General features: G+C 36.4%; 15 protein-coding genes. 11 read left to right on the forward strand and 4 right to left on the reverse strand.

The features are described from left to right. Positions 1 to 492: 492 nt before the first annotated feature. Genes AC13DP_RS01250 through AC13DP_RS01265 form a run of 4 tightly spaced genes read right to left on the reverse strand, consistent with a single transcriptional unit; the run spans position 493 to position 4,780 of the window. Positions 493 to 1,086 (reverse strand): nucleotidyltransferase family protein, encoded by a 594-nt coding sequence (locus tag AC13DP_RS01250; RefSeq protein WP_483067183.1) that lies wholly within the window; start codon positions 1,084 to 1,086, stop codon positions 493 to 495. An 11-nt stretch (positions 1,087 to 1,097) separates the two neighbouring features. Next, positions 1,098 to 2,108: an XdhC family protein gene (locus AC13DP_RS01255; RefSeq protein WP_483067184.1), complete on the reverse strand. Its 1,011-nt coding sequence runs from the start codon at positions 2,106 to 2,108 to the stop codon at positions 1,098 to 1,100. Continuing rightward, the gene (locus AC13DP_RS01260; protein ID WP_483067185.1) at positions 2,105 to 4,303 is read right to left on the reverse strand and encodes a xanthine dehydrogenase family protein molybdopterin-binding subunit; all 2,199 of its coding nucleotides are present in this window, start codon (positions 4,301 to 4,303) and stop codon (positions 2,105 to 2,107) included. The genes AC13DP_RS01255 and AC13DP_RS01260 overlap by 4 nt, the downstream gene beginning before the upstream one ends. A gap of 3 nt (positions 4,304 to 4,306) precedes the next feature. After that, positions 4,307 to 4,780 (reverse strand): (2Fe-2S)-binding protein, encoded by a 474-nt coding sequence (locus tag AC13DP_RS01265; protein ID WP_483067186.1) that lies wholly within the window; start codon positions 4,778 to 4,780, stop codon positions 4,307 to 4,309. A gap of 176 nt (positions 4,781 to 4,956) precedes the next feature. Between AC13DP_RS01265 and AC13DP_RS01270 the strand changes: the two genes are divergently transcribed. The 11 genes from AC13DP_RS01270 (at position 4,957) to AC13DP_RS01320 (ending at position 13,685) form a co-directional block, all read left to right on the forward strand. Then, complete coding sequence (locus AC13DP_RS01270; protein ID WP_483067187.1) at positions 4,957 to 5,193, forward strand: MoaD/ThiS family protein; 237 nt, start codon at positions 4,957 to 4,959, stop codon at positions 5,191 to 5,193. Between the two features lie 32 nt (positions 5,194 to 5,225). Then, a complete protein-coding gene (locus tag AC13DP_RS01275; protein ID WP_228252500.1) occupies positions 5,226 to 5,645 on the forward strand; it encodes a molybdenum cofactor biosynthesis protein MoaE in 420 nt (139 codons plus the stop codon). 34 nt (positions 5,646 to 5,679) lie between these two features. Continuing rightward, positions 5,680 to 6,666 (forward strand): GTP 3',8-cyclase MoaA, encoded by a 987-nt coding sequence (gene moaA / locus AC13DP_RS01280; protein ID WP_483067188.1) that lies wholly within the window; start codon positions 5,680 to 5,682, stop codon positions 6,664 to 6,666. Then, complete coding sequence (moaC, locus tag AC13DP_RS01285; protein WP_483067189.1) at positions 6,659 to 7,132, forward strand: cyclic pyranopterin monophosphate synthase MoaC; 474 nt, start codon at positions 6,659 to 6,661, stop codon at positions 7,130 to 7,132. Before moaA ends, moaC begins: the two co-directional genes overlap by 8 nt. A gap of 145 nt (positions 7,133 to 7,277) precedes the next feature. Next, positions 7,278 to 7,874 carry an NTP transferase domain-containing protein gene (locus tag AC13DP_RS01290; RefSeq protein ID WP_347407380.1) on the forward strand — a complete coding sequence of 199 codons (597 nt, stop codon included), beginning with the start codon at positions 7,278 to 7,280 and terminating at the stop codon, positions 7,872 to 7,874. After that, positions 7,864 to 8,961, forward strand: a complete 1,098-nt coding sequence (locus tag AC13DP_RS01295; RefSeq protein ID WP_347407381.1) for a molybdopterin-synthase adenylyltransferase MoeB — start codon at positions 7,864 to 7,866, stop codon at positions 8,959 to 8,961. The genes AC13DP_RS01290 and AC13DP_RS01295 overlap by 11 nt, the downstream gene beginning before the upstream one ends. A gap of 4 nt (positions 8,962 to 8,965) precedes the next feature. Next, the gene (modA, locus tag AC13DP_RS01300; RefSeq protein ID WP_228252495.1) at positions 8,966 to 9,736 is read left to right on the forward strand and encodes a molybdate ABC transporter substrate-binding protein; all 771 of its coding nucleotides are present in this window, start codon (positions 8,966 to 8,968) and stop codon (positions 9,734 to 9,736) included. Positions 9,737 to 10,511: 775 nt separating this feature from the next. After that, positions 10,512 to 10,913 (forward strand): TOBE domain-containing protein, encoded by a 402-nt coding sequence (locus AC13DP_RS01305; protein ID WP_347406445.1) that lies wholly within the window; start codon positions 10,512 to 10,514, stop codon positions 10,911 to 10,913. Continuing rightward, entirely contained in the window at positions 10,910 to 11,581 is a 672-nt protein-coding gene (gene modB, locus AC13DP_RS01310; RefSeq protein WP_347406444.1) for a molybdate ABC transporter permease subunit, read from the forward strand. The genes AC13DP_RS01305 and modB overlap by 4 nt, the downstream gene beginning before the upstream one ends. Further along, entirely contained in the window at positions 11,578 to 12,453 is an 876-nt protein-coding gene (locus AC13DP_RS01315) for an ATP-binding cassette domain-containing protein (protein ID WP_347406443.1), read from the forward strand. The genes modB and AC13DP_RS01315 overlap by 4 nt, the downstream gene beginning before the upstream one ends. Before the next feature lie 47 nt (positions 12,454 to 12,500). Next, a complete protein-coding gene (locus tag AC13DP_RS01320) occupies positions 12,501 to 13,685 on the forward strand; it encodes a molybdopterin molybdotransferase MoeA (protein ID WP_347406442.1) in 1,185 nt (394 codons plus the stop codon). Positions 13,686 to 13,783 lie beyond the last annotated feature (98 nt).

Here is a 13,783-nt window from a genome sequence, read left to right on the forward strand (position 1 = left end):
GCTTCAGTCGAAATGATATCGAAATTTTTATCTACTCAATCTAATTTTTGCCATCCTTAACCATGCTTCACAGGCAGACTAGGCAAGGAGATCTCCTCAATAATGAAAAAAGAAAAAAACAACTTTAAACCTTAAACTTTCCAACTTTGAACGCTACTGTCACTTCGAGTGATTTTATTGTAGCGATAGCGAAAATAAAATAGTATCGAGAAGTAAAAAGAAACGAGGTCTCGATACGAATTTCAATGATCATTGAAATTCACTCGACCTGACAAGAAACAAGAATATAGAAAATATAAATAAGACGATTTGAAAATGTGATGATGTGATGATTCGCGGCGGCTGAGTGATTGTGACGCAGAAGCAATTGTATCGAAGTTAAAGATGATATGGCAATTTGAAAATGTGATAATGTAGTAATATATGAATAGATATAATTTTGAATCTTAAATTCGGTAAAAAAAACAACTTTAAACCTTAAACTTTTCAACTTTAAACTTCACTACGTAACTTTTTATAATCCTCGGGGCTGTCGACATCAAAAGTGTTTTCAGCTTCGAGTTTTATGATGTTTGCGTGGTTTTTTAAAATCGATTTTGCCCCGGAATCACCGCTGATTTTTACTAATTCTGAAAAATTTTTCTGTGGAAATAATGCAGGAACGCCAGGTTTTCCTGAGTAATTTGTAGCGATAACAGGAGATTGATTTTCGTTAAATTTCGATATCATTTTATCTAAATACCGGGAAGTAATAAATGGCTGATCGCCCAGCATCACTAGAATTGAATTATACTCACTATTTTTCTGAATTGTTGCCACGCCAACAGCGATAGATTTTCCTAAACCATCATTCCATTCTTTATTTTCTATAATTTCAATATCTAAAAAATCCACTTTTTGTTGAATTTCATCCTTATTTGCTCCTAAAACACAAAATACTTGAGCACTTTTGCTCATTTTGGCCATTTTCAATGCATTTCCTAATAAAGTGGAATCTTTATAGGGCAAAACTTGCTTAATTTCATTCATTCTGCTAGAAGCACCGGCTGCAAGTACTAAAATTGCGGTCTTAAAATTTGTTCCCATCTTATTTAATCCTAATGAATAGCGCCCATTTTTTCTCGTAAAGACGGAATTGATTTTCCTCGTTTCACCGCTAAAATTTCAGCTAAAATAGCGACTGCAATTTCTTCTGGAGTAATTGCTCCAATATCAATACCAGCTGGGCCGTAAAGCTTATCAAAAAAATTAAATTCGATATCGGTTTGCATTTCAATTAGTTCATTATACATTTTTTCGCGGCGTTTTGTAGATCCTAAAATCCCAATGTAAAAAGGATGCTTATCTTTTATCGATAGTAAAAAATGTAGATCTCGGGCATAATTATGTGTCATTAATACTACTGCGGTCTGGTTGTCGATTGCAATTTCTTTCACTTGCTCTGGCTCCAATGCCAAAACTTCTTTACTTCCCGGAAAATTTTCAGTGGTTTTAGGATCTTTGGGTGAAGAAACGATACTTACCTCCCAGCCCAATTGCGAAGCTAAAATACCTAACTTTACCGAATCATGCTCTGCACCAATTATTATTAGTTTTGAAACTGGTGATAATTGCTGACTAAACTTTTCTAATCCTGAATGAGAGCTTAATGCTCTGGAAGTCATTGAAAATTGCTTTTCACCAAAATCTATTACCGACTCTAAAACTTCCAACTCACCAACTTCCTTTTTAAAAAACGAATCGATTTTAAAAGATTTTCGCTGTGCTATTTGCTGAAAAAAAAGTTGCTCAAACTCCAAAGAAATAGCCATTGGTTCTAATAAAATATATAAAGTTCCTTCACAACCTAATCGATACCTGCCGTCGTAAGTCATCATTTTCGCTATTCCGGTTTTTAAAACCGACTGCGCTTCAAACAGCACATCTTTTTCTACACAGCCACCACTTACGGCTCCGGTAATTTTTCCGCCTTCTGTAATCAACATTCGAACGCCCGGTTTTCTATAAGAAGAACCATCAAGGGCCACTACACTCGCCAAAACGCTTTTCTTCCCGTGTTGCTGGTTTTCTAAAACCTGGCTAATTATTTCTTTAAACTCGTATGTCATTTTTTATTTATTTCTTTTGCAAGCTGATCTTTTACCGGTAAATCCCTCACTCGAATTCCCGTAGCATCAAAAATTGCGTTGACTACCGCGGCACCGGCAGGACCTTGCGCCGATTCTCCTGCTCCCAATGGCGGTTGTTCTACTCTATCAATCACCTCAACTTCACACTCAGGGGTCTCTGGAAATCTAAAAATAGGATAAGAATTCCAATCCAGACTAATAATATGTTGATCGCTAAATAAAACCTTCTCTTTTATCGTCCAGCTTGCCGCCTGTATCATTCCTCCTTCCGTCTGGTTTTTAAGTCCGTCTGGATTTATACATTCTCCTGCATCGATCACTGCCCACATCTTCTTTACCAAAACTTCACCTTCTTCACTAACTTCAACCAAAGCCGCCACCGCACAGTAAGACGATGAATTTTTATATCTTGAAAATGCGACCCCAACACCCTGATTCTTAGATTTTTTAACTGAATTTATTTTTTGTTGAAGTTTTTCTAAACATTCAATCGAACGAGTATCTGAAGAATGGTTGATCCTGAACTGAATAGGATCTTTCTCTGCTTTATAGGCCAGCTCGTCCATAAAACTTTCTATTGCAAAAATATTTCCAAAGGCACCTAAACTTCGCAAAGCCGATCTCCGCAGTGGCCCGCTAAAAATATGAGATTGAGTTTGTAAATCAGCAATCTCATAATAAGGAACTGAATTTCTGAGTGCTCCACCTTTAAATCCTCCTGCCGGCTTTTTATAGGATTTCCCCAGATACCTTGCGGGTAATAAATTATCAGGATTTCCGCCTGGTCGTGTACTATGTACATCAGACCAAAAATCGTATTTCCACCCGGCAATTTTTCCTTCTGGAGTTAATCCGGCTTCCATTTCAAAAGCCATTGGTGTGCCATAAGGTTCCCAGGCATGTTCTTCATCCCGCATCCACTGTAATCGTATATGCTTCCCCGGATAATTTTTAGCGAGCAAAGCTACCTCAGCAGCAACATCATCAGCAGCATTATGACCATAGCAACCAGAACCCGGCGTACCGATAATGTGAATGTTTTCCTGCGGCATTTCTAATAATGGCGCTAAAGTTTCCCGCAAAGGATAAACACCCTGGCTATGCGTACAAAGCTTTAATTTTTCATCCTTATAAATAGCTACCGCACAAGAAGGCCCGTTTGCGGCGTGCATGATGTAAGGCTTAAAGTAAGATGCTTTATGCTGAATAGAAGCCGATTTTAAAGCTTTTTCCCAATCGCCACGTTGTTCTTCCACCGCAACCTCTGCTGCTAAATTTTTGATATATGTTTTTAAATCTTTGTCTGCCGGAAGTGGTGCTCCAGTTTCCCATTCGGTATTCGCAAAAATTTCTCGTTGCAATTGTACAGCCTGAAATTCCTCTTCTGAAATTACTCCTAAAAAATCACCAATTTTGACCAATTTTAAGAAGCCTTCTTTTCCAGAAAAAGCATTTTCATTAATCGATTTCAATTTAGAAGTATAGGAAGGCGGCCTGATGATCCTGGCATGAAGCATTCCTGGAAATCGCAAATCCTGAATAAAAGTATGTTTGCCAACTACCATTTGCGATATATCTTTTCGCTTGATAGGTTGGCCGACGATTTTCCGACTTGCTTTTGCCTTAAATTCAGGAGGTATTTTTAAATTTCGTTCGATTTGCTGCCCATCGAGTATTTCAAAAAAAGAAAATTTCTGCTCTTCATTCAGAATAAAACCATCTTTTAAATCAAGTTTATCTTTATCGATTTTCAACTTTTTAGCCGCTAGCTCTTTTAAAATTTCCCTGGCGCAGGCTGCCGCATTTCTAATACTCATAGCACTTGCCTCTATCGATCGACTTCCCGCCGTATAGCCTTCATTGGCTGTTACACCAGTTTCAGCAAGATTCACTTCAACCAGATCGATATTGGTATTTAATTCTTCTGCAGCCACCTGGGCAACCGCAATCCTGATTCCCTGACCCAACTCCATTTTTCCGGTTAAAACCTTAATTCGGCCATCTCCTAATATTCTTATCCAGGCATTGATTTGCTCTTCGCTTGGGCGTTTGGGGATCTCATCAAAAGCATTTACTGATTTTTTTGAATCTAAAACACAGGCTGTTCCCAACATCGAAAAACCAAGGCTCACGTAACCCATTTGCTTGATAAAAGTTCGTCTGTTAGTACTCATATTTTATGATTTTGAGACTTTTTTTATGGCTTTTATAAAACGTGAATGCGTACCGCAACGACAAATATTCTTTTCTAGACCATTTTTAATTTCAGCAGCTGTAGGATTTTTCTTTTCATTCAGCAACGAAACCGAATTGATCAAAACACCATTTAAACAGTAACCACATTGTGCAGCCTGCTCGTCGATAAAAGCCTGTTGTAAGGGATGTAAATTTCCGTTTTCAGCAAGGCCTTCAATAGTCACGATCTTTTTCTCAATGACTTCACTCACGGGAATTCTGCATGAAGGATTCGCTTTTCCGTTTAATAATACCATGCAGGCTCCGCATTGTTCTAACCCACAGCCAAACTTTGGGCCATTGAGTTCTAAATTATTCCGAAGCGCATATAACAGTGGCGTTTCAGGAGTTATCCTTAAACTTCGATCTTTTCCGTTTACATTCAACACTAGACTTGCTTTCATACTTTTTTTCATACTTCAGGAATAGTTTTAAGGATAAACTACTTTGATGAATTTTGAAATTAATCAATAGAATAGCTTGAATTAAGCGATTCGCTCTTAAATCTTTCTTAATTTTAAAAATTTTCGATAGGAAAGTTTAAATTTCATAAGTCATTGTGCAATTCAGCTTTTATATTTACCTTAAAAAAATGAAAATCTTACTTTTCGGGATTGCAAAGGATATTGTAGGAAATCAATTTTTGGAAGACGCTTCTTTTAAGGCCAAAACTGTAGCCGAACTAAAGCAAGAACTTATTCAAAAATATCCTGAATTTGCAAAACTTTCGTCACTGGCTGTAGCCGTTGACGAAGAATATGCTGGTGACGAGCAACAGATTTCAGCAGATAATGAAATTGCAATAATCCCGCCGGTTAGCGGAGGTTAACGCTCTTGAAAAATTTTGAGTTTAGATGATATATGAAAAAGAAAATTGAAATTATACCACATATCGATCCGTCTGTGATCTACAAAGAACTTTCCCACCCCGGCAGCGGTGGAATTTGTGTTTTTATAGGTGCTGTTCGCGATATTACTCAAAATCAAAAAGTGAATGCTCTTTTTTTTGAAGCATATGAGACGATGGCACTTAAAGAGATGGAGAAGATTGCTACTACTGCAAGTAAGCAATGGAATTTAAACCGACTGATTATGCAGCATGCTGTTGGCGAGAAGAAAATAGAAGAACCCGTGGTGTTAGTTGGTGCCTCCTCGGCACATCGTAATGATTGCTTCGAAGCCTGCAGATTTTTAATCGATACCTTAAAAGAAAAAGTACCGATTTGGAAAAAAGAATTTTTCGACGGTAAAGAAGAAGTCTGGGTGACACCGCACCCATAAACAGCAGAATTTAAAATCCCCAAAAAGAAATTGAATGCTTATAGATAATCACCAAAGAAAAATTAATTATCTGCGATTGGCGGTGACCGATCGTTGTAATTTGCGCTGCAATTATTGTATGCCCGAAAGCGGAATTAATTTTGCAAAAAAAGATAAACTTTTATCGATTGATGAATTATATCAATTAAGTAAAATCTTGGTGGAGCAAGGCATCACAAAAATTAGAATTACCGGCGGTGAACCTTTTGTTCGTAAAGAGTTAATGATATTACTACGCAAACTTGCTAATCTGGAAAACCTTGAAGATATTAGCATTACCACTAATGCGACTTTGATTGGTGAGCATATTCCTGAATTAAAAGAATTAGGGATCAAAAACATTAATTTAAGCCTGGATTCGATTACACCTGAAACTTTTAAAAAAGTGACTCGCCGTGATCAGTTCGAAACGGTTTACGGAAACTTGATCAAACTCATCCAGGAAGATTTTAATGTAAAAGTAAATTTTATCGCGCTTGATGGACAGAATACTGGCGATATAATTCCGATTCTGGAGGATTTAACCCGGCATTATCCTGTTTCGGTTCGGTTTTTAGAAGAAATGCCTTTTAATGGTGGAAGCAAAAACTTCCAGACCATAAAATGGAATCATAAAGCGATTTACAATCACATCGCCTCACATTATCCGAATATCGAAAAACTTTCTTCGGAAGAAACTTCGACTTCGGTAAATTATAAGATTGAAGGTTTTGAAGGTGGTTTTGGGATCATTCCGAGTTTTACACGTAATTTCTGCGGAAGCTGCAATCGATTAAGAGTTACCGCTACCGGCGATGTTATCACCTGTCTTTATGCCAGCGCCGATCGAAATATTCGTGAGATTCTTCGTGCTGAAAATTCCGAAGAAAACATCAAAAATGAGATATTAAAAGCTGTTGGTAGCAGAGCCAAAGATGGTTTTGAAGCTGAAGCTCAAAATAAAAATTATTACGAAAATTCAATGACTAGTATCGGTGGATAAAAGACTCTCACATATTAATAAACAGGGAAACGCTGAAATGGTAGACATTTCAGAAAAAGAAATTACCAGCCGAACTGCCATCGCAACCGGTAGAATTTTATTTCCTACGGAAGTTTTTAAGCAGCTGCAAACAGATGATTTTTTAAGTAAAAAAGGAAGTATCACGCAAACAGCGATCATTGCAGGAATTCAGGCAGTAAAGAAAACCTCCGATCTTATTCCACTTTGTCATCCGCTGCGCCTGTCTAAAATTAATATAGACATTCAGCCGGGCGAAAATTCCTTAGATATCGAATGTTTGGTAAAATGTAATGAGCGTACCGGCGTAGAAATGGAGGCTTTAACCGGAGTTTCGGTCGCAGCACTTACCATTTACGATATGACCAAAGCACTGAGTCACGAATTGGAAATCTCTGAAATCAAACTGAAAAAGAAAACCGGTGGAAAAAGTGATTTTGGAGTTTAATATGTTGATTTGCTAATGTGTTGATGTGTCAATTTGAAAATACGATGATTTAAAAATGTGATGCTGGATTATGTTGAATTTTGAATGTGGAATTTTAAATATGCTGTAAGCTGACGGCTGAAAGCTAATAGCTAACACAAAAACAATGAAAACTAAACTAAACGGACTTGTACTTGCTGGCGGAAAAAGCACCCGAATGGGCACCGACAAAGGTGAGCTTGCTTATCATGGCAAACCGCATCGAGAATATTTATACGAACTTTTAGAGAAATTTTGCGATGATGTTTACCTAAGCGTACGAAGTGAGCAACACCAAAATTTACCTGATAACTTAAAAACGATCACCGATAAAGACCAATATCGAGGTCCGTTAAACGGAATGATTAGTGCACATCAGGAATTTCCAAAAGTCGCCTGGTTAGTAGTTGCGACCGATTTACCGTTGATCGACAAAAACTCGATTCGGCAATTAATCGATCAGCGAAATCCTGAAAAAATAGCCACCGCTTACGCAACTCATCAATCAGGTTTACCTGAGCCGATGTTTGCTATTTGGGAATCAGGTTCTTTTCCAAAAGCCATCGAATATTTGGAAAACGGCATGAATACTTGTCCGCGTAAATTTTTAATTAATTCAGATATAGAATTAATTTTCCCATCTAGCGACGATATTTTGATCAATGCCAACAATAAACAAGAATACGAACTTGCCTTAAAAAAACTACAGAAAGTTGAATCCTAAACGATATACACGACAAACCCGATTGCAGGGATTTGGAGAAGCCGGACAGCAAAAACTGGCCGAAGCTAAAGTTTTGGTCATTGGTGCAGGTGGTCTTGGAGTTCCGGTATTGCAATATTTAAGTGGAATGGGCGTAGGCACCATCGGTATTGTTGATAATGACGTAGTCGATTTAAGTAATTTACAGCGCCAGATTTTATATGCTGAAAACGATATTGATCAGCCTAAAGTTAAAGTCGCAAAACAAAAATTAGAAGCGCTTAATAGCGAAATTGAAATTATTCCTTTCTATACATTTATTTCTACGGAAAATGCCTTAGAAATTATTACCGATTTTGATGTAGTGGTAGATGCCTCAGATAATTTTCCAACACGATATTTGGTAAATGACGCTTGCGTTATTCTTAAAAAGCCTTTGGTGTATGGTGCATTACATGCATTTGAAGGCCAGGTAAGCGTTTTTAATTATCAAGGCGGACCAACATATCGCTGTTTGTTCCCAGAAATGCCAAACCCTGAAGAAATTCCTGATTGTAACGAAAATGGTGTTTTGGGAATCATACCGGGAATTATCGGAAGTTTACAGGCACTAGAAGCTGTAAAAGTCATTACCGGAATTGGAGAAATCTTATCTGGAAAATTATTGCTGTTTGACGGACTAAGCCAATCGCAGCAAAAAATAAAATTTGGTTTGAACCCGCATCATCTTAAGATCAAAGAACTTCAAAAATATTACGAATTCAGTTGCGCTACCGAAGTAAAATCGATAGAAGCTGAAGATTTCCTGGAAAAGTGGAAGGGTGAAGATATTCAGCTTATCGATGTTCGAAATCCTGAAGAAGTAGAAAGACAAAACTTACCGGAAACCATTCAGAAAGACTGGAAGAATATTCCACTGAATAAGCTTCAGCACGAATCATCAAAAATCAATCTTCAAAAACCGACTTACTTTTTGTGCCAGTCAGGCATCCGAAGTATAAAAGCGATTAGGTTACTGGAAGGTTTAGGAATTCAGGGGGAATTTATAGATATAAAAGGCGGAATAAGTGCTATCTCAACAATAGCAGCAACCACAAAGCATACTTAAGCTAATGCCGAAATTCTTTAAATTCCAGTCTCTTTTTTTATTGTGCATCTCCTTTAGTCTTTTCTCTTGTAAATCTGATAAAAAACCAGATTCGATTAAAATTGCGACCGCTGCCAATATGCAGTTTGCAATGAACGAGTTAATTGAAACTTTTAGGCAGGAAACAGGCATAAAATGTGAAGCTGTGGTGAGTTCATCAGGAAAACTAACGGCCCAAATTAAAGCGGGAGCACCTTTCGATGTTTTTGTTTCTGCAGATTTAAAGTATCCTAATATCCTCTTTAAAGAAGGCTTTGGCAAAGAAAGTCCCAAGATTTATGCTTACGGCACTTTGGTGATTTGGACTACTTCAGAAAACATAGAACCTTCCCTAGAGATTCTTTCCGAAGAAAAAATAAAACATATCGCCATTGCGAATCCCAAAACCGCACCTTATGGTCTTGCTGCGGAAGAATTCCTAAAAAAAACGGGGAAATTTGATAATTTAGAGTCTAAATTCGTTTTTGGAGAAAGCATTTCTGCAGTTAATCGCTATATTCATTCCGGTTCCGCAGAGATTGGATTTACAGCAAAATCGGTCGTACTTTCTCCTCAAATGAAGAACGTGGGAAAATGGATCGAAATTGATCCCTCTCAATATTCAAATATTGAACAAGCAGCTTTATTATTGAAATCTGAACGGCCAAAAACTATAAAAAATGCTCGTAAATTTTACGAATTTCTGTTTTCAGCAAAAGCGAAAAAGATATTAGGGAAGTATGGGTATAGGAGTTAGTATTTTACGATTTGATGATGTGAAAATGTCCTAATGTGATAATGTTGAATGCTGAATTTTAAATGTTGTAACTAAATGCTGATTATTTGAAAATGCCGTGATCTGATAATCAAATAGAAAATTTTAAGATATATTGATTTGAAAATAAAACAACTTTAAACCTTTAACTTTTCAACTATGAACGCTACCGTCACTTCGATTTTATTGTAGCGACAGCGAAGATAAAATAGTATCGAGAAGTAATGAAAAACAAGGTTTAAGAATATAGAGAAAAGAGAGAAGAGACGAGATCGTTTAAAGACTTGAAAAATTTGGTAATGTAGTAATGCAAAAATGTTGAATTCTGAATTTTGAATGTTATAACTAAATGCTGATTATTTGAAAATGCCGTGATTTGATAATCAAATAGAAAATTTTAAGATATGTTGATGTGAAAATAAAACAACTTTAAACCTTTAACTTTTCAACTATGAACGCTACCGTCACTTCGAGTGATTTTATTGTAGCGACAGCGAAAATAAAATAGTATCGAGAAGTAATGAAAAACAAGGTTTTAGAATATAAAGAAAAGAAAGAAGAGACGAGATCGTTTAAAGACTTGAAAAATTTGGTAATGTAGTAATGCGAAAATGTTGAATTCTGAATTTTGAATGTTGTAACTAAATGCTGATTATTTGAAAACGCTGTGATTTGATAATCAAATGCAAAATTTTAATATGAATTAATCTGGCCTACCAAAAATTAAAATAGAAATTAAAAAAGTAAAATAAAGAATTTGAATAAACTCCCTGGAAAAATAAAGCATATCAAGAATTCAGAATACCTCTCTGAAGTGACTATTGCATTAGAAAACAATGCTATGTTCAATGTTTTTCTGGTGGAAACCCCGCAAACGGCTTCATATCTCAAACCCGAGCAAAAAATAAATCTGCTTTTTAAAGAAACTGAGGTGATTATTTCAAAAAATTTGACACCAGAAATTTCTATTCAGAATCAATTAAAAGCTGAAATTATCGAGATCAAACCGGGAAAGATTCTAAGTGAAATTTTACTCAAATCAGCTGTAGGAGAAATTAAAAGTTTACTTGGTTCGACGCTTTTGCAACAAATGAATTTCGCGGAATCCCAGGAGGTTCTTATTTTAGTAAAAGCGAACGAAATTATACTTTCTGAATGATCTGGGAATCCCTTTGGCTCACCTTAAAATTAGCTTCCATTACAACGCTTTTGCTTTTCATTATTGGGACGCCTTTAGCTTATTGGCTCTCAGCTACCAAAAGTAAAACCAAACCCATTTGGGAAACTTTAGTGAGTATGCCGCTTATTTTACCGCCCACTGTTTTAGGTTTTTACCTTTTAATCGCTTTTGGTCAATCAAGTTTTCTGGGAAAGTTTTTAGAAGATGTTTTTGGATTGCAATTGGTATTTTCGTTTAGTGGACTCGTATTGGCCTCTTTCATTTATAGTTTACCTTTTATGGTACATCCCATCCAAAGTGGTTTTAGCTCTTTACCGGTTTATTTAAAAGAAGCAGCATATTCTCTGGGAAAATCAAAAATCACTACTTTTTTTAAGATCTTGATTCCAAATATCAAACCAGCTTTATTGACGGGAATCGTGCTTTCTTTTGCACATACTATTGGTGAATTTGGTGTGGTGTTAATGATTGGCGGGAATTTACCCGGCGAAACCCGTGTCGCATCGATCGCTATTTATGATGAAGTCGAAGCGCTAAATTATAGTAACGCCAATACACTTTCGCTCATTCTCTTTGTATTAAGCTTTTGCATTCTGCTTTGTGTTTACCTGATCAATAATAAATCCCTAAATCGAGTTGTAAAATGATCGAGTGTAAACTAAAAAAAGAGCTGTCTGCTGCGGAAGGAAAAATGATACTTGATGTCGATTTTAGACTGAATGACGAGGATTTTGTTGTACTATATGGAAAATCCGGAGCCGGAAAAACCTCCATTTTAAGAATGCTATCCGGTTTACTTGATCCGCAAGATGGTTATATAAAACAAGACTCAAATTTTTGGTTTGATGCTGCCAGAAACATTAATCTATCCACGCAAAAACGGGAAATCGGAATCGTATTTCAGGACTATGCCTTATTCCCTAATATGAATGTAGAGGAGAATATTTACTTCGCCCTTCGGCAGAAAAAAGATAGAACAACTGCGGAAGAACTGATCGAGCTGATGGAATTAGAAAATCTGCGGAAACAAAAGATTCAACAACTATCGGGCGGGCAACAACAACGTGTTGCTTTGGCCAGGGCTTTAGTTCGAAAACCAAAACTTTTGTTGCTGGATGAACCTTTAAGTGCACTCGACCATAGTATGAGAACTAAGCTTCAGGAGTATGTTTTGAAGCTTCATAAAACCTATAAGCTAACCACTATTCTGATAAGCCACGATCCTGCTGAGATTATTAAAATGGCCGATAAAGTTTTGGTTCTTGAAAAAGGGAAAATCACCAAAACCGGAACGCCAATTTCAATTTTTAGCGAAAGTAAGCTAAGCGGAAAATTTCAGTTTACCGGGGAAGTTTTAGCAAAAATCGATGAGGAAGTCGTTTCAATTTTGCATGTTTTGATTGGTAATAATGTGATTAAATCAGTTTCTGCAAAAGATGAAATTGCACATATTAAAAAGGGCGATAAAGTACTTGTGGCTTCAAAAGCTTTTAATCCAATAGTAACCAAGATTCAATAAAATTTGATATCTACAAAAAACAGAACTTACAGCTTAAATAAAAAATTATGATCTCACAACCCGAAGCTTTAGAAAAAGTACTGGCTACAGCAACCCATTTTGGTTCAGAAAAAATTCCACTGTTAGAGAGCCTAAACCGGATTCTGGCAGAAGATATTTTTGCCGATCGCGATTTTCCGCCTTTTCATCGGGTAACCAAAGACGGAATCGCAGTTAACTCACAAGCGCTGGAAAATAATAAAACTTCTTTTAAGATTGAAGCGGTTTATGCCGCCGGGAGTCCGCAGGGAATTTTAAATAGTCTGGAAAATTGCGTGGAGATTATGACAGGTGCTATGTTGCCTAAAAATTGTGATTCGGTGATTATGTATGAAGATATTGAAATTAAAAACGGAATCGCGACACTACAAACTGAAGTGAAACCTAGGATAAATATTCATCGTAAAGGAAGTGACCGCCAAAGCGGAGAAAAAGTGCTATGCAAAAATCAACGAATTTCAGCTAAAGAAATCGGTGTTTTAGCTACCGTAGGAACATCGAAAGTTTTAGTCAAAAAATTACCAAAAATCGCTATTATTTCAACCGGAGATGAATTAGTAAACGTTGAAGAAACTCCGCTTCCGCATCAAATCAGAACTTCGAATACATTAAGTTTATTTGCTGCTTTACAAAAAGAAAAAATTACTCCCACTTTACTTCATATTCGTGATGAAAAAGACATAATGCTCCAGCAGGTAGAGAACGCCATAAAAAATCATGATGTTTTATTGCTTAGCGGAGGTGTTTCAAAAGGAAAATTTGATTATCTACCAGAGATTTTTGAAGAATTGAAGGTAGAAAAAATTTTTCATCGCGTTTTGCAGCGCCCCGGTAAACCTCTGTGGTTTGGAAAACAACAAGAGAAAAATGTTACCGTTTTTTCATTTCCAGGAAACCCGAATTCCACCTTTGTGAATTATCATATTTATTTTATCAAATGGCTTACAAAATCTTTAGAATTAGAAGATTTAAAATCAGAAGTTATTTTGAATACAGCTGTTGATGCTAATTCAAACATTACAAGATATTTATTAGTGAAAACTAATAGTGAAAATGGTGAAATTAAAGCTGAATTATTAAACGAAAATGGATCGGGAGATTTAATTAGTTTAGCGAATGCCGACGGAGTAATCATACTGCCACCAGAAAAAGATTTTGAGGTTGGCGATCTGGTAGAGTTTGTTTCTTTTTAGTAGTGAGTAGTGAGTAAAAATAAAAAAATCAGGAATCAAAATTTCTCATTTTAATTCCTGATTTTTATCTATTTTCTATTTTCTAGCAGCGAAGCGGT

This window comes from Zunongwangia sp. L-65, from assembly GCF_056859415.1.